A 16,004-nucleotide genomic window follows, 5' to 3' on the forward strand; every position below is an offset into this window, starting at 1 on the left:
GAAAACATTCCAGGATTTGCGGTCGACCCAACCATGAACGAACCCAAGCGCACGTCCACCCAGACCTGGTTGATCGTAGGGGCGAGTCTGGCGACCGCCTGGATTGTTTACCTGATCCTCTTCGGCCCCCGCTCGGGCCTCGGCGGAGATCTGCCGGTGCCCGAGCTCAAGGCGCCGATCCAGCCAAGCGTCACGGACTATGGCTGGGACCTCCACGACCTTGCGGGGGCATCGGTATCGCTGGAGAAACACAAGGGAAAAACGATCTTCCTGAATCTCTGGGCGACCTGGTGCCCCCCTTGCGTGGCGGAACTCCCCGCAATCGCCAACTTGGCCGGCAATCCCCGGCTCAAGGATGTGTCCTTTCTCTGCGTCTCCACCGACGAGTCACCCGAGGTTGTCCGTTCGTTCTTGAAAGGCAAGAACTGGCCGATGACCATCTTGATGGCGAATGCTCTTCCATCGGCCTTCGCGACCGACGGGATTCCGGCCACCTTCGTCATTGCGCCTGATGGGCGAATCGTCGTGTCGGAGGTTGGGTCTGCGCAGTGGGACGATCCCTCGGTGGTCGACTTTCTGGAAAACCTCTCCAAAACCCCAACGGACGGGGCGGAGAACGTGAAAAACCAGGGCGGTGAAATCCCCCCCGGTTGAAGCCCAGCGACCGGCTCGCCGGGGCGATCTACAGCTACGGGAAAAGGTCGAGGCGAGAACGACTCACCACACGCATCATCGATTGACGTTGCCGACCATGGCACCGATCACGCCGAGGACCACCGCAAGGGTGATGACCCCAAAGAAGATCGCAATCGCAAGCTTGACGATCCAGCTCGTCTTGTACTTGATATGCGGGGTCTTTTCGATGATGGCCTGATAGCCGGGCGAGAAGACCATGGCTCCCTTCGGCGAAAGCAGGAGGTAGAGAACATAAGAGTAGATCGTGATCCCAACGATTGTGGGGATCGCAACCTCGGCGCTCTTTATGATGAACATGCCAATCATCATCGCGAAGGTGCTGAGGAGACCGAAGAGGAAAAATGTGACCTCTGTCCATCGGGCCCAGGGCTGCAAACGGCGGAGGCCGTAACCCAGGGCATAGTTCACCCCTGTGATCACGCAATAGGTGGCTACTCCGACCATCGCGAGCGATAACGCCTCTCCTCGAACGGAAGCCGCGAGGACCACAAGCGTTCCAACAACGGCAATCGTCCCGAAGAACGCGCCGAGGTAATGAAGTAAGCCAATCGATTTGACCGCGGCTTCATGGCTGAGGTAGAGCCGACGAACGGCCTCCGCCTCGGAATTATCCACGTCGAAGTCACTCTGGATCAGTCGAACCTCGGTGACCGGCGCGGCATAGGGATTCAGAGGTTCATGCGCGGGAGAAGGATCGAATGACGACACGGGTGACGTCCTTCCTGATTTTGATGAATGACAAGTGAAACCGATTCTCATTCCCGGATGAAGAGCCCGATTTGAGGAAGCAACGATTATTGGATCATCCGTCATTTCAGAGCAAGTGCCTGGCTTTAATCTGAAGGTATTGATTGATCAAAGGCGCGGTCAGTTCGTTCGGAAAGAGGTCGAGAGTCATGACGCCTCGGGTTCTCAGAGAGGAAAGGGCCCGCTCTCGCCAGTTGAGCAATGCGGCCGCAGCGGCTCCTTGGTAGAGGCCAAGCCCTTGGTTTGGGACATTATCAGCCAGTGCAAAGATGTCGTGATCGCGGAGGAAGACACCCAACGGCAAATGACGCCCCACAACATTGGCGAGATGGTCGCCGATGATCTGCGCATTGACATCGTCGAAGAGGTTCGTCATCAGGACGACCAGCGATCGCTTGCGACAGCGCTTCTCGAGCTCGACGAACACGCGGTCATACCTGGACTCGACCAACTCGGGAAAGAGGTTGTGGACACTGTGGACCAGCCGCTTGACTCGCTTGGCCCCGCCGCTGGGGGGAACATAGGCGAGCACGCGGTCGGAGAAGGCGAGTAAGCCCACCTGGTCCCCTCGAATCAGCGCAATATGTGCCAGCATGAGCATTGAGTTCAGTGCATGATCCAAGGGGGAGAGCCCCTGCCCCGTATCACCGGCCATCATCCGGCCGCAGTCGATGAGAAAGATCAAGCGCTGACTCTGGTTGACCTGGTGAGCGCGCACGGTCAGCTTGCGCCTTCGCGCGGTCGCCCGCCAGTCCATATGCCGCGGCTCATCCCCCTCCGTATAGTCGCGGAGCCGTTCGAATTCGTTGTCGGTCCCCAGCCGGCGGGTCCGCCGCACGCCCATCGTACTAAGCTTGTCGCGGCGGGCGAGCACGGTGTAACGGCCAATCTGGCGGATGTCCGGATAGACCCGAACAACGGTCTCCACCGGCCAGGAGACAGCCCGTTGCCAGAACCCGAGCCGGCTCGAGACCAAGGCATCAACACGGTAAAAGGTGTAGGTCCCTCTCCGTTTGGGGACGAGCGTGTAGAAGAGCGTGGCGTGCCCGCGAGCCGGCACGCTCACGGTGAACTCGGCAGGGTCAGCGCTGAAGGCTTCGGGCACGTCGTCGCGGGCTCGAAAGATCCGGCCGAGCCGCCCCAGGTTCAGAAGGCTCAGTTCGACCTGCTGGGCTTCGCCCAGTGAGCTGACCGTCCCACAGCGCCGCTCAGCGCGGAACGCCCCGGCGCCGATCAGCGTGGCCAGATCGGCCACTGCCACGAGGCCGACAACAAGATCGAGCGCAAGGACCGGCAGTCCCAGGGTGTCGGAAACGAACAGGCCCAGGGAGAGCAATGCCGGCAGCAGTAGGGCGAAGGCCAGCGCGCGGCCGGGCCAGATCATCGCAGGGGGACCTCCACCGACCGGATCAGTTCGGTGAGCAGCTCATCCGCCCCTCGGCCCTCGACTTCGGCCTCGGGCGTCAGCATGACCCGATGCCTGAGCGCGGGCAAAATCACCTCCTGGACGTCGTCGGGAAGGGCGAAGTCGCGTCCTTCGAGCGCCGCGATCGCACGAGCGCCGCGAAGGATCGCGACGCCGGCCCGTGGCGACGCACCGAGCGCGAACGTCGGCCACTCCCGCGTCTTTCGGACCAGCGAGGCGATATACCCAAGGACCCGTTCGTCGACGAGGACCGCCGCGCAGTGTTGCTGCATCGCGAGGATCTCGGCAGGGCCGGTCACCGTCTCGAGGTCCTGGCTCAGCGCCACGTCGGGCCCGAGACCACGCGTGTGCAGCCTGAGGATGTTGGTCTCCTCGTCCATGCTCGGGTATTCGGCGACGAGCTTGAACAGAAAGCGATCGAGTTGCGCCTCGGGGAGGTTGTACGTCCCTTCCGACTCGATCGGGTTTTGCGTCGCCATAACGAGGAACGGCGGTTCGATCGCGTGTGCGGTGCCGTCGATCGTGACGCGCGTCTCCTGCATGATTTCCAGGAGCGCCGAGTGCGTCTTCGCCGGGGCGCGGTTGATCTCGTCAGCCAGGAGCAACTGGGTGAAGACCGGGCCGGGTCGAAACCGGAAATCATGGATCCGCTCGTCATAGACGGGCGAGCCGGTCACGTCGGAAGGCATGAGGTCCGGGGTGAACTGGATCCGGTTGAAGGCACACCCGAGGACCCGTCCCAAGGCCCGCACCAAAAGGGTTTTGCCCAGACCGGGAACGCTCTCGATCAGGACGTGTCCCTCGGCCAGAAGCGCGGCGATGACCCCTCGAACGAGCGGGTCCTGACCGATGAAGACCTTGTTGATCTCGGCCCCGATCCGCTTCGACCACGCCGCCACGGGCCCGGATTCGGGAGTTGACGCCGGCTGAGTCTCAGGCTCCGGGGGTTCGAACGCGGCCGAGGAAGCCACGTCCTCGGGATACCGGATCTCGGACTCGGCAGAAGAATCAAAGTCATTCATGCGTGAGAGACTCGGGTTGAAAGGGTTTCTCGGTCGAGTCGACCGACGCAAGGGGCAACGGCGAAGCCGGGGTCGGGCCGACTCGCGTCTGGCTCGACGGATAGCGCCAACGACGATACGTTTCCAACAGGGCCCGAGCGTCGCCTGCTTGCCCGATTCGGGCCAAGAGCGCGCCGATCGCTTCGGGATGGGCGACCGGTCGGTCTTCGCCGGAAGGGGGCTCCGGCCGGGGACGTCCAAGCCGAGGTGCACGCGCCAGACAGGCCACCAATCCGAGGATCATGAGCTGAGCCACCACCCAGCCGAACGGCCAGATCTTCAGCAGCGCGAAGACCGACGGAGCCGCCGGGGCATCATTGAGCAAATAGCGTCCCTCAACGAACGCCACGTTGAGTGGTTCGTCCCCCACCCATTGCACCGCACGCATCGCCAACGGACGACGTGCCGGATTGAGCAGCGCTCCATTCAAAAGGAACGAACCATTAGCCGCGACCAGCACACGGCTGTCATTGAACAAGGTCCAATCGATCACCAAGGGTTTCTCATCCCCCTCGAGCAAAACCGATTCCGACTCGACCTTGAGCGTCTCGTGACGAGGTAGTCTCACCCTGTCCGGGTCGATCCCTTGGCTCCAGAAGCCCTCGAGCGACTTGCAGGTCGTCCCCGGATCTTTCGACGTGTTCACAGCAAACCATTCTTCCGGCCGAGCGACCTCCTTGGGCCTGCTCCCCTCTTGCCCATCCCCCTTTGCGGCCTCGGCTCGCAATTTCTCGGCTCGTGCCCGGAGCTCTTGATCCCCCCCTTTGGGAAGTTGGTCGCGGACTTCTTGCCAGTAGTCGGCCAGCGCATCGTAGTCGCGCGCGACGTAGATCATCTGCCGCTCACCGATCTGGCTCAACCAATGGAAATACCAATCGCCTTCCGCTTTCTCAGGGGGGCCCGGGTAGGGCGAAATCCGAACGATCACATCGGCCCAACCGGCCAATTCGTCGGAGAGCCGGACGGCCGTACGAACCGTATGCCCTTGTGCTTTGAAAAGTTCGACCAGAGTGCCCGTGCCGTTGATGCTTTGATCTCGGGTCCGCCCATAAGATGTATCGACCGCTCGAATCCCACATCCGGAGACGAGCAAAACCACAACAGCCAGGAGAGTCGCCAACGCCGACTTTTTACAACAATAGATATTCATGAGACCGGTCCCGCGGCGGCGAGCCGCTCGAAGTCTTCGGCCTTCGTCCAGACCTCGTCGAAAGCCTCGGCCGACGGTGTGAGGTGGCCGTAGTAGACCGTCTCGAAAAGGCGGAGCGTCGCGTCGACGGGAGTTCGGAACCGAGGATCGTCGATCGCACGGACGAGTTGCCGTCCGGTTCGTCCTGGCCTGAGTCGAACGACGCGGAGGCGATGGAGCGTCAGCAATTGATGGGCGAACAGGCAGATGATTGCGCTCGCATAGTTCCCGCTCTCGCGCCAACGAACGGCCTCGGCCCAGGGATCATCCGTCTCGGGGCGAACGCCGGCGGGTAGGCCCTCGATGCGATCGGCCTTGGCGGCTGCGATCACTCCAGGTTCGGAATCGCCCGAGCTCGGTCGATAACGGCGCCAGAGTTCCGCGAGAACGACGAGCAGGACCGAGAGTGCCAGGATGACCATCCCGATGATCAGGAGTTCGCCCAGTTCGAGACTCCCGAAGCGCAGCCGACCCAACCGGCGAAGCGAGCCGGACCAGCGATCGAGCCAGTGGAAGGACTTCTCCTGCGGCGGCCAGAGCGGCTTGACCGAATCCTTTTTCGCGTCGTACCAGGGAAATCCACCGCGTCCCAGCGCAGCGCGCACGGCAAGATCGGCTTCGGGGTCCAGTTTCGGTCCCGGCCCCGGAACCAGGCCCGGCCCGTCGGCGCCGACGACTCCAAGAATGAGCCAGAGCGTCAGGCTCACCATTGTCTCGCGTCCTCCAAGGCACGTCCCACCGAGCGGAGGCGGAGTTCGACTTCCCAACCTTCGAGTCGGATTCGCTGATCGATGTAGTTGAAGAATCGGGCAATGCCAAAGAATTCGATCGCCACCCAGATGGCGAAATGGAAGCGCGGTCCGACCAGGTCGTTCCAAGTCGGTTCCCAGGTCAGCTCACTGCTGAAAAGGGCCTTCATCAACGCTCCGGAACCGGCCCAGAAGGCGAGCACGAACAGTGTCCCGAAGAAGAACTGCGCCAGTGATTGACCGAACAAATCGCCACCATGCGGATTGCAAAGCGTTGCGCTGCGCCGGAGGGCATTCCGCCAGCGCCCGCGTTCGAGCAGGATCACCTCGTTCAAAAAGCTCATCCGCACGGGAACGAACGGAGCGAGGACAACCGTGGCCAGCAAGAAGCCGCGAAGAAAGAACTGAAACAGGACCATCGAGACGAAGGACTGCATCATCGTCTTGAGTACGCGCCCCACCGATCGGCGTTCGCCGAACATCAGCCCCCCCAACACGATGGTCAGCGGAGCGGTGGCCCAGGGGATCTCGAGCGCGAGTAAGAACAGGTAGCCGATGAAGGGCAGGTTTTGCTCCCGAGTGAGCCAGGCATTGAAGATCGCAAACGGAACCGCACCCGCGAGCGCGGCGAGCCCGATCGTGACCGGCCGACGCCGGAGCACGACCAGGGCCAGGTCGAGGATCTCCAGAAACGAGCGTTCCCGGATTTGTACCAAGGTCTGATCGTAGGCCAACCCTCACCCCCACCGTCACCGAGGTTCCACGACCGGCCTTCGCCCCCCAAGGGCGAGATAGGCGACGAGCAGGCCGGCGCTGAACAAGGCGATCGAAGCCTTGGCGGAGTATGGGAGGGCCGACGCCGAGACGTACCCTTCGAGAAACGCCGCCAGCAAGAACAGGACGACCGCCACCCCCACCGTGGGCAGCGCTCGCCGAGCCTCGCGCTGCAACGAGCCCAGCCGAGTCTGCCCTTGGGTGTCGATCAAACCATAGCCAAGCCGAAGACCGGCCGCCCCGGAGAAGACGATCGCCATCAGCTCAAACGGCGCGTGGGCTGTCACAAACGTATAAAAATGCGAGGCGTTGGGGCTGGTCGCCATGTGACCGAAAACGGTGCCGAGAATCGCCCCGTTCGAGACCAGTTCGTACAGACTCCCCAGACCGAACAAGAGACCATAGGCGAAGCATTGAAGGCCAATCGTGGTGTTATGCTGAATATAGTATCCCGTCATCATCGTATCGTTGCGGCTCAATCCATCTTTGCGATTGGCCCCCATCGGTTCGGCATAAGACTGCTCCATCATCTCGATCATCGGCTCGCCGACCACCGATACGGCAAAGCCGGGGCGACCGGCCGCCAGGAATGCGCAGAGTAAAAAACTTCCGAAAAAGACCAGAGCCGCAATTCGGAGGGCGGGATCGGTTCGAAGCTGGCGCGGAGCCGTTCCGAACAGGGCGTCGGCCCAGTCGACGAAGCGAAACCCCTGCGCCCGATAAACCGCATTGTGTGCTCGCCCTACCAAGGCGTGCAGGTAGGCCACCGTGTCGCGAGGCAGGCTGTGCGTTTCCGCCAGCATCAGGTCGGTGCAGGCAGCACGGTAAAGTTCGCCCAGCCGCACAATCTGCGCCGCGCGGGCGGCGGGAAGCTGGCGGCGGTTGAGACCGTCGAGGAGGGTATCCAACTCGCGCCACGAGGCTTCGCGCTGGGTCAAACGGTCAGCGACCCTCATCGTCACTCTCCCACGAACACGCGATGATAGAAGGCGCAGACGACGACGTCGGCCGGAACGTTCTCCGGTAATCGATAACGAACGCTGAGCGGACGAGCCAGGTGCAAAGCCATTTCTTCACGCCGAGCTCGGGGCAAGCGAGCGCGATGGTTGACGTAGTCGGAGAGTGCTCGGGCCAATTCAGGACCCGCCTCCACCCGAAGGGGAAGCCACGGCAGGAGCGCGACGACCGCCGGCTCTTCGACGCGAATCAACCCGGCGCGCCCCCGACGCTGCTCGACCACCACCATGGTGCCAGCGGCCAGGTCGCCGAGACGCTGAAACTTCCGAGTCAGGAGCATGCTCGTCAGACCCGTCAGCAGCAGTAGACTCGTCAGGTCGGGTCGGATCAGGTAAGGGACCGTGCCGTCAAGCGAGCCCACCAGGTTTCGGAGCACCGCCTGAGCCCCGGTGATGGGGACGCCGCGTTCCGAGACCACGCGCAAGCCCAGCGCCCGTTTGCCCAGAGTCTGGCCATTGAAAACCGCTTCACAGAAGCCCCGGTATCCCCACATGATCACAAAGTAGGCCACGAAAATCGGTCCCACCCCCGACTGCGAGCCGAGCGAGAGCACGATAAGCGTCAGCGAGGCAATGACGACTGCGGCGAGAACGATCGCGAAGTCAATGAGATACGCGAAATAACGGCGAAATGGTCCCGCCAGCGGGTACTGGAAAACGATCCGTTCCGGCGTCACCAGCCGGACCGTCGTGTCCAAGGGATCGTCGGACCGTTTGAGAGAGGCCGTGGCCATCGGAGATCGCGCCCATCGTAGTCCAGAGGGCCTCACACTCCAACGCACCGGCCCGGCTGCATCAAGGTCTCTTGGGAAAATGCTACCCAAGCCTGGGTAGTTCCGCAACGACTTGATCACCCTCAAGGAGATTGCCGAATGATGGTCCTGGCCATGCAAACAAGAGTCCCCAATGCAGTGGCGGCCGAACGTCACAGCATTGGGGCAGGCAAAACCTCAGGCATAATCCAGGGCGATAACGCGGCCATTCCGCCTTGCCAAATTGCTTTAGTGAACCAATCCCACCCGTCGAAGAACGCCAGGGGGCTTCGCCGTTGCACACGGTGCTCAAAACACGGTATGACTTGCGTCGGCCAAGATTGGGACGGACGCCGGCATCCGCTCGAAACGGTCAAGAGATTCTTGTTGGAGGATCATTGTCATGGAATGCGTCGCCGTGATCGCCTGCTCGGCGGGCCTGATCTTCGCGAGGCTTGCGATGGCGCAGGACCTGAACCCGTTCTTATGGGGGTTCCTGGGCGTCGCCGTCTACGCCGCGGCTCCGAGCATCATGATCTGGAGAGGAGCGGGTTGGATGGACGCGGCCTGGGTCTGGCTCAGTTCGTTCGGGGGTCTCTTCATTCTCTTCATCGCCCAGTCAATCGCAGCGGCGATCAAACGGCAACGCGGTCGCTCGCCAGTCAAAAAACGCAGGAGCGGGCGGTGAGCTTTGGCGGTGGGTGATTCGGAATGGCTCTGCTCTGCTCAGCGGGGCATTCCTGCCTGAATCGTCGCCGGATCATTCTGGTGGGTGTCAAACATCGTGGTGACCAGGGTCTGTTTCCGAAGCTTGGCGATAAAGGACGACGTCTCGTTGCGGATTTTCTCGTTGAAGATCGTATTCTTGATCTTATCCTGGACTTCGACTTCAGCGAACGAGGCCGGTCCGGCGGCTCGGCGTTTCTCGACTCGAACGATATGATAACTCGTCGGAGCTTCGATGACCTGGCTGATCCGGCCCATCGGCAACGACTCGAGCGCGGCGTTGACGGACTCGACCCCATAGCCGCCGGGAGAGGTCTCCCAGACCCCGCCCTTCACCCTGTTGGGACCGTGGGACTCGGCGGCGGCCAACTTCGCAAAGTCCTCACCGCGGCGGAGCCGCCCGAGGAGAGCGTCAGCCTTGGCGCGGGCCTCGGTGCGCGACTTGCATTTGTCGAAGTCGACCACGACTTCGCGCCAGACGATTTGCGCGGGCTGGTCAAAATCGTGGAGATGTTCCAGGTAATATTCGCGCATCTCGGGCAGCGAGACCGTCATCTTCGGCCCGATCTTGGCTTTCATATAGCTCTGCGAGAGATGGTGCCTGCAATACGTTTCTCGCATCTCGTCGAGCGAGGCACCGTGTTCCTTGAGCTTTTGCTTCAATTCATACTCATTTGTAGCGGAGTACTTGCGTAACAAGGGGTCAAGCTCTTCCGCTCGCCAGCTCTTGTCGGCATCCGCCATGACCATTTTGTAGGCCTCGGGTTTCTTCAGCTCACGCTTCGCCTCCTGGATGACGATGCTCCGTTCGACGAGCTCCTGGAGGACCGAGTAGGCCACCATGTTGACCTCCTCTTCCGAGGGAGGCTGAGAGGGATCGACTCCCTGGAGCCGTTGCCCGACCCCCTTTCTCAGTTGGTTCAGGGTGATGATCTCATCGCCAACCCGAGCGGCCACCTCGCCGGCCGATTGTGCGTTCCGAGGACGGACCTTCGACTGAATCATCGTCGAGTCGGCCGCCGTCTGCTTGACCTCGGAATCGATCTTTCCCACCGAGGCTGAATCAGCCTTCAGCGGCACGTCGGGGCTTGGTGATGTATCAGCCGGGGAAAGCGGCAGTGTCGAGGGAATCGGGGGAGCGACCAACTCACTCGACTCGAGCGAACTCTTCGGCAAGTCCGCACCAGCCTCGGGCGCCGGTGCGGGATCAGGTGCCGAGGCCGGGGGAGCAGACGGCAATTCCAGGGGAGCTGACATCTCCGGAGGCGCCTCGAGCGCGGGGGGCGCCGAAGGGAGGTCAGAAGTGGGCGGTATCGTCATCGGAAGCACAGGAGCCGATGCCTCTGACGACGCCGGTGGATCGGCCGGCAACGAATCCAGCGAAGTCTTGTTGTCGGAAGGCGGGGACGGCTCGGTCGGAGCCCCGAGAGGAGCACTCTCCGGAACCGCAGGAGGAGCAGGCATCGCTGGTGCCTCATCGGGCAACGGAGGTGCAAGGTCTCCCTCCCCATCAACCGGCGCTGGAAGAGACGGTGCGGCAACAACCGGCGGTGGTTCCGTGGAAGCCGGGGGAGACGCAGCCTCCGGAGCCGCACCCGGCGTAGGTGCCGCCGGGAGATCATCCGTCCCCCCCTCGACCGCAGGCGGAAGCAGACCGTCCGACGCAGCCGGCGGCTCCGGAGCCGTCGAGGTCTCAGGCTCGAGACCTGACGGAGGCGCCGCCAGTTCGGCAAGTGACGGGTGGCTGTGGGCGGCACCAGGTTCAGGCGCGACCGTTCCGGACGATTCGTTCGGATTCGGTGAGTCGGCCACTTCCAAAGGGATATTCGACGGTGGCGGCGTCTGGGTGGCCGCCACTGAGCCTGCCGGGGGAGCTACGGCCACGGAATCGGGACGACGGTAATCCGACGGACCAGGCATGCTCCCCCTGGCTGGGGCGGGAGCAGGGGAACCGTTCTCAGGCCCATGCGTCGCCGCACTGGCGCGCAGCGACCTGGGATCGAACTTCGGATTCTCACGATTGATTGTTTCGTGAATCGATGGGAACGACGTGAGGCCAACAGGCCCCGCAGACGGACCACGACTCTGAATGGCAGAGCGGTTCTGAGCACAGCCCGCCAGGGCCAGGCCGAGAAGTCCGGCGACGACGTGGCGGTTCATCGGCATTCTCCATCCTTGGAGATTTGGATTAACAAGGCAAACTCCGGACGGCCTTCCTGGCCAAAAGTCTGGAATTTCGTTTCGACAGGCTCGCGCAAAAATCCGGAGATGTGTTCTAATACAACGGCTCGAACCAGCCAAGCGAGAAGATAGGCCGCGACAGATTATCCGCAACACCTATCAGTGGCAAGAGCGCTTTGGCTCTCGCCCCTCCAGAGAAGCAGGGAGCGTGCGGCCCTGCTTCTTTTGCGGGGGAGTCGGTCTGAAAACAGAGAAGCGCCCGCTCCCCCGCTCGCCTTTTATGGGTTCCACAGCTTCAAGGGACCTGCAAGAGCGGCTTCACAATCCCGACCACCACCGAACCGTGTGGCCGCTTCTCCTCAATCGGTACGTAGGCCGTTTTCTCGTCGACCACCCGCACTCGCCCGGGATGAAGTTTGGCCAAGGTCGCGATCCGCTTCGGATTCCGGTAGGTGAGAACCACGTATTCGTCTTCGACGTGGATCCGTTCGAGCTGCCAGCGCTCCGCTAAAATTCTGAGCTCCGCTTCCGCGATCAGGTTCTCGGCGGGGTTCGACAGCGGACCGAAGCGATCGATAAGCTCCTGACGGAAGTCGGCCAGCCGCTCGAAGCTCCGGAGCCGGCCCAGGCGGCGGTAGAGCTCGACCTTCATCCGAGGGCCGGGGACATAATCTTTCGGCAGATAGGCACGCCAGGAGAGCTCGATCGAACAGTCGTACGCCGCCCGCGCTGGCTGATTGGTCAAGCCGCGGACTGCCGCCTCCAGAAGCGAGCAGTACAGCTCATATCCGACGCTCTCGATATGTCCCGATTGCTCGGCACCAAGGATATTCCCCGCGCCTCGGATCTCCAGGTCGCGTAGCGCAATCTTGAAGCCGGCTCCCAGTTCGGTGAACTCCTCAATCGCTTTGAGCCGCTTGACCGCGTTGGGAGTCACCGGCTTCTCGGACTCGAGCAGGAGGTACGCATAGGCGCGGTGCTTGTACCGGCCGACCCGCCCACGGAGTTGGTGCAAGTCGGCCAGGCCGTACTTGTCGGCCTCGTTGATGAAGATCGTGTTGACGTTGGGGATGTCCAGGCCCGACTCGATGATCGTGGTCGCCACCAGGATGTCGAAGTCGCGGCGGATGAAGGCGAGCATCGTTCGCTCAAGCGCCTCGCCCCCCATCTGGCCGTGGGCGATCGTGATCCGTGCCTCGGGAACGATCGCCTGGATTCGGTCAGCCACGTTCTGGATATCGTGCACCCGGTTGTGGACGAAGTAGACCTGGCCGTCGCGGTTGAGCTCGCGGTGGATCGCCCGTTTCACCGTCTCGGCGTCGAACCGGAGGATGCGGGTCTCGATCGCCTTGCGGTCGGGAGGGGGCGTTTCCAGGTTCGAGATGTCGCGAATCCCGAGCAGGCTCATGTGCAAGGTGCGCGGGATCGGCGTCGCCGAGAGGGTGAGTACGTCCACCGTCGAGCGGAGCGACTTGAGCCACTCCTTGTCCTCGACCCCAAAGCGCTGCTCCTCGTCGATCACGACGAGGCCAAGGTCCTTGAACGCCACGTCTTTCTGAACGATGCGGTGGGTTCCGATCAAGATATCGACAGAACCGTCTGTGGTTCGTTTCAGGACGTTGCGAATCTCGGATTTGGGACGGAACCGGTTGACCACCTCGATCGCAAATGGGAATTCGGCCATCCGCGCCGAGAAGCTGCGATGGTGCTGCTCGGCCAGAATGGTCGTCGGCACGAGGACCGCGACCTGCTTGCCCCCATCGACCGCCTTGAACGCAGCACGGATCGCCACCTCAGTCTTGCCGTAGCCGACGTCGCCGCAGATCAGGCGATCCATCGGCCGATTCTTCGCCATATCCTCCTTGACCGCGTCGATCGCCGAGAGTTGGTCGGGCGTCTCCTGGTAGGGAAAGGCGGCCTCGAACTCGGCCATCCAGTGGCTGTCCTCGGCCGGGTAGGCGATACCAGGCTGGCTCGCCCGCGCAGCCTGGATGTCGATCAACTCGGCGGCGAGGTCGACCACAGCGTCGGCCACCCGTTTCTTCCGCTTCTCCCAGGCTGAGGAGCCGATTTTCGAGAGGGGAGGCGTCCCTTTGCCACCGCCCACATACTTCTGAACTAGGTCGATCTTGGCAATCGGCACAAACATCTTCGTGCCTTCGGCAAACTCGAGCAGCAGCGTTTCTTCCGTGTGTTCCGCCGTCCGATCGACCATCTGGAGACCACGGTAGCGCGCAATCCCGTGGTTGACGTGAACGACCAGGTCCCCTTCGTTCAGGTCGAGGAAGCTGTCGATGGCACGGCTTTCGTACCGCCGCTTGGTTGTCGGCCGGCGGACGTCGGTCCGGGCGAAAAGCTCGTGATCGCCGATCACGAGCGTCTTCGCATCGGTCAGGTGGAACCCCGAGCGGACTCGGCCCACGGTAAGCTGAAGCCGGCCCGTCTGGGCGATCGCGGTGTCGGCAAAGACCTCGCTGAGCCGTTCGATCTCGGCCTCGTTGTGGCAGGCGATCAGGACCCGATCCCCCCCCGAGGCGCTATCGAGCTCGACCTTGACCTTGGCCAGTTCTCCGGAGAAGCGTTCGACGCTCTCGATCCGCAGATGGCAGGTCGTTTCGAGTGAATCGGCGGCCAGTGTCGAGAGGGTGATCGACGGCCGTTGGAAGAGTCGCGAGAGCGTGCTATCCACCGTGTAGAGACCGCGCGGGTCGTCGGTCCGGCCAAGGTAGTGGCGTCCTTCCTCCTTAAGGTCGTTCGGCTCGACCAGGGCCACCCAGGCGTCTTTGGGCAGATACTCGGCGATATGGCCGAAGCCGGTTGGGTCGTCACCATCAAACGAGGGGGAGACGGTCAATGTTACCGAATTCCAACGGTCGAGCGACCGCTGCGTCTCGGGGTCGAACGGCCGGATCGACTCGACGTCATCTCCGAAGAACTCGATACGAACCGGCTCGGTGGAGTCGGGGGAAAAGATGTCGAGAATTCCACCGCGAAGGCTGTACTCTCCCGCGACCTCGACCACCTCGGCACGGGTCAGCGAACGCGCTGCCAGCCAGGCCGTCAACTCTTCGATCGCGATCGTATCACCGACCCGGATGGTCCGCGACGAGCGGGCGAGCAAGGCCGGAGTCGGGACCGGTTGCAAGAACGCCTGGAACGGCGCGACGATAAATCGAGGGGGAGAAGCTCCGGAGAGCCGCTTGATGACTTGGAGTCGGCGGCCGAACACCTCGTCGCCGACGTTCGCCTCGCGCGGAAGGCGCTCCCAGGCGGGGAAGACCTCGGGAGTGACGCCTGCAAAGGTAGCCACGTCATCGCGAAAGTCGTCCACATCGCCGACGTGTGCCAGCACGATCACGAACGTTTGCGGCGCATGCAAACCGAGGGCGGCTGCTGCGAGTGGGCCGGCAGAGCCCCAGGCGCCGTCGAGCGTGCCGCTTCGCCCATTCTTGAGGGCGGCGAGCAGTTCCGGGAACCCGTCGGCGCGCTGCACCAGACGGGTCAGGTCTTTCAGTTCACGGACTGGCGCGACGGGCGCAGACGAAGCCTTGGCCATTGGCGAGTCATCGGACGGTCTGTAAGCCCATCCCATCCATGAAAATGAAAAAGGAGGCGGACCTGGCCGCCTCTCGGGTCCGAATACGCCACGCCTAATTGTAAGTTTCGTTCCCCGGTTCGACCACTACCTTGTGCGAGCCCCGCCGCAACACCCAAGGCGGCGGCGGAACACCGTGCGTCCGATCCAATCGCGAGGACGCACAGAGCCGGTCGAGTACGTCGATCAAGTCGACCGGATCACAAGGGAGCTCCAAACAGGCCGAGGCCCCTTGTGCGCGGGCCTGCCCAACCAGAACGCGATCGGCCAGGCCGATCAGCGCAACAACCATCCCGATCTGAGCACGCCGGGCCAAGGCTCGGCCCCAGTCAGGCTCCAGCACAGGGACATCCCAGATCGCCAGGCCCCCCGGCTCGACTTCGGCCCAGTCGACCGCTTTCCGAACCGGGTAACCGGCCGAAATGCAGACATCGGCCAGCGCTTCGCGCAGCTCGTAGTTGCTGCTGACAACGTCGATTGCGGGGCGGGGCGTCGTGCCGCGTCCCTCCCCCCTGCCCTCGCCAACCCCAACACTGCAAGCCACATGGCGAGCGATCGTCTCTCGCGCGGTGGCCTCGGGCAGGATGACATCCACCAGCGGTGACCAACGCACGAGGTCGGCATAGCGGATGTGCGGCCCGACGCAAAGGATCACTCGGAGCGAGGTCGACCGCTCCTTCCGGAGCCTGGCCAGCCGCTCCGCATCGTGTCGAGTCAGAAGAGCCCGGTGAATGACGAGTGTCACGGGATCGGGAAGATCGTGGAAGATGCCGTCGGACCATTCCCCCGCACAGGCGATTCGAAGGACGGCGCGAGGAAGCGCATCGACGATCCCCACCACCCAGGGGTCGTCCAGGTCGCCGACGAACCAGACTGATCGTCCCGACGCATTCACCGTCGGAGCCTCCCTGCGCTCGTCCCGACCAACTTCCGCCCTGGCGGGCCTCGCCCTACGTCCTGGACCCGACTGCCGCGGACCTTAACACACCTTCCCATTTTCGACAATCGCGGCAAGCCGGGATCTCTCCAGCCCGATTTCCTTCGACAAATAAGAAGGTTGGATAAATCCTCTTGGGCAAGCCCTAAGGCGTT

Annotated in this window: 13 protein-coding genes; 2 read left to right on the forward strand and 11 right to left on the reverse strand. The window is 62.6% G+C overall.

Annotated elements, in window-relative coordinates; genetic code table 11:
* The first annotated feature begins 33 nt into the window (after nucleotides 1-33).
* Nucleotides 34-654 (forward strand): TlpA family protein disulfide reductase, encoded by a 621-nt coding sequence (locus tag SINAC_RS31455; protein ID WP_237722634.1) that lies wholly within the window; start codon nucleotides 34-36, stop codon nucleotides 652-654.
* A gap of 75 nt (nucleotides 655-729) precedes the next feature.
* Here the strand turns inward: SINAC_RS31455 and SINAC_RS31460 are convergent, their stop codons facing one another.
* The 8 genes from SINAC_RS31460 to SINAC_RS31495 form a co-directional block, all read right to left on the reverse strand.
* Nucleotides 730-1,404 carry a hypothetical protein gene (locus tag SINAC_RS31460; protein WP_015249587.1) on the reverse strand — a complete coding sequence of 225 codons (675 nt, stop codon included), beginning with the start codon at nucleotides 1,402-1,404 and terminating at the stop codon, nucleotides 730-732.
* Between the two features lie 106 nt (nucleotides 1,405-1,510).
* A complete protein-coding gene (locus tag SINAC_RS31465; protein WP_015249588.1) occupies nucleotides 1,511-2,827 on the reverse strand; it encodes a DUF58 domain-containing protein in 1,317 nt (438 codons plus the stop codon).
* Nucleotides 2,824-3,891, reverse strand: a complete 1,068-nt coding sequence (locus SINAC_RS31470) for an AAA family ATPase (protein WP_015249589.1) — start codon at nucleotides 3,889-3,891, stop codon at nucleotides 2,824-2,826. Before SINAC_RS31470 ends, SINAC_RS31465 begins: the two co-directional genes overlap by 4 nt.
* Nucleotides 3,884-5,080: a DUF4350 domain-containing protein gene (locus SINAC_RS31475; protein ID WP_015249590.1), complete on the reverse strand. Its 1,197-nt coding sequence runs from the start codon at nucleotides 5,078-5,080 to the stop codon at nucleotides 3,884-3,886. The genes SINAC_RS31470 and SINAC_RS31475 overlap by 8 nt, the downstream gene beginning before the upstream one ends.
* Nucleotides 5,077-5,829 carry a DUF4129 domain-containing protein gene (locus SINAC_RS31480; RefSeq protein WP_015249591.1) on the reverse strand — a complete coding sequence of 251 codons (753 nt, stop codon included), beginning with the start codon at nucleotides 5,827-5,829 and terminating at the stop codon, nucleotides 5,077-5,079. Before SINAC_RS31480 ends, SINAC_RS31475 begins: the two co-directional genes overlap by 4 nt.
* Nucleotides 5,823-6,602, reverse strand: coding sequence for a hypothetical protein (locus SINAC_RS31485; RefSeq protein WP_015249592.1), 780 nt, complete (start codon nucleotides 6,600-6,602; stop codon nucleotides 5,823-5,825). The genes SINAC_RS31480 and SINAC_RS31485 overlap by 7 nt, the downstream gene beginning before the upstream one ends.
* 15 nt (nucleotides 6,603-6,617) lie before the next feature.
* The gene (locus SINAC_RS31490) at nucleotides 6,618-7,598 is read right to left on the reverse strand and encodes a stage II sporulation protein M (RefSeq protein ID WP_015249593.1); all 981 of its coding nucleotides are present in this window, start codon (nucleotides 7,596-7,598) and stop codon (nucleotides 6,618-6,620) included.
* Between the two features lie 2 nt (nucleotides 7,599-7,600).
* A complete protein-coding gene (locus SINAC_RS31495) occupies nucleotides 7,601-8,392 on the reverse strand; it encodes an RDD family protein (RefSeq protein WP_015249594.1) in 792 nt (263 codons plus the stop codon).
* Between the two features lie 421 nt (nucleotides 8,393-8,813).
* Here SINAC_RS31495 and SINAC_RS31500 point away from each other — a divergent pair, with 421 nt between their 5' ends.
* Nucleotides 8,814-9,098, forward strand: coding sequence for a hypothetical protein (locus SINAC_RS31500; RefSeq protein WP_015249595.1), 285 nt, complete (start codon nucleotides 8,814-8,816; stop codon nucleotides 9,096-9,098).
* A 38-nt stretch (nucleotides 9,099-9,136) separates the two neighbouring features.
* Here the strand turns inward: SINAC_RS31500 and SINAC_RS31505 are convergent, their stop codons facing one another.
* The 3 genes from SINAC_RS31505 to SINAC_RS31515 form a co-directional block, all read right to left on the reverse strand.
* On the reverse strand, nucleotides 9,137-11,296 hold the full coding sequence (locus SINAC_RS31505) for a peptidylprolyl isomerase (RefSeq protein ID WP_157579473.1): 2,160 nt from the start codon (nucleotides 11,294-11,296) through the stop codon (nucleotides 9,137-9,139).
* Between the two features lie 316 nt (nucleotides 11,297-11,612).
* Complete coding sequence (gene mfd / locus SINAC_RS31510; protein WP_015249597.1) at nucleotides 11,613-14,873, reverse strand: transcription-repair coupling factor; 3,261 nt, start codon at nucleotides 14,871-14,873, stop codon at nucleotides 11,613-11,615.
* A gap of 94 nt (nucleotides 14,874-14,967) precedes the next feature.
* Nucleotides 14,968-15,807 (reverse strand): DNA-binding transcriptional response regulator, encoded by an 840-nt coding sequence (locus tag SINAC_RS31515; protein ID WP_015249598.1) that lies wholly within the window; start codon nucleotides 15,805-15,807, stop codon nucleotides 14,968-14,970.
* Nucleotides 15,808-16,004: the final 197 nt, after the last annotated feature.

It is taken from the genome of Singulisphaera acidiphila DSM 18658, from assembly GCF_000242455.2.
GTDB classification, from domain to species: Bacteria; Planctomycetota; Planctomycetia; order Isosphaerales; family Isosphaeraceae; genus Singulisphaera; species Singulisphaera acidiphila.

What these genes read in the sequence shown, in the direction of transcription:
- SINAC_RS31465 (WP_015249588.1), bottom strand. Translation starts at nt 2,827, where the DNA reads ATGATCTGGCCCGGCCGCGCGCTGGCCTTCGCCCTACTGCTGCCGGCA.
- SINAC_RS31470 (WP_015249589.1), bottom strand. Translation starts at nt 3,891, where the DNA reads ATGAATGACTTTGATTCTTCTGCCGAGTCCGAGATCCGGTATCCCGAG.
- SINAC_RS31475 (WP_015249590.1), bottom strand. Translation starts at nt 5,080, where the DNA reads ATGAATATCTATTGTTGTAAAAAGTCGGCGTTGGCGACTCTCCTGGCT.
- SINAC_RS31490 (WP_015249593.1), bottom strand. Translation starts at nt 7,598, where the DNA reads ATGAGGGTCGCTGACCGTTTGACCCAGCGCGAAGCCTCGTGGCGCGAG.
- SINAC_RS31495 (WP_015249594.1), bottom strand. Translation starts at nt 8,392, where the DNA reads ATGGCCACGGCCTCTCTCAAACGGTCCGACGATCCCTTGGACACGACG.
- SINAC_RS31455 (WP_237722634.1), top strand. Translation starts at nt 34, where the DNA reads ATGAACGAACCCAAGCGCACGTCCACCCAGACCTGGTTGATCGTAGGG.
- mfd (WP_015249597.1), bottom strand. Translation starts at nt 14,873, where the DNA reads ATGGCCAAGGCTTCGTCTGCGCCCGTCGCGCCAGTCCGTGAACTGAAA.
- SINAC_RS31505 (WP_157579473.1), bottom strand. Translation starts at nt 11,296, where the DNA reads ATGAACCGCCACGTCGTCGCCGGACTTCTCGGCCTGGCCCTGGCGGGC.
- SINAC_RS31480 (WP_015249591.1), bottom strand. Translation starts at nt 5,829, where the DNA reads ATGGTGAGCCTGACGCTCTGGCTCATTCTTGGAGTCGTCGGCGCCGAC.
- SINAC_RS31500 (WP_015249595.1), top strand. Translation starts at nt 8,814, where the DNA reads ATGGAATGCGTCGCCGTGATCGCCTGCTCGGCGGGCCTGATCTTCGCG.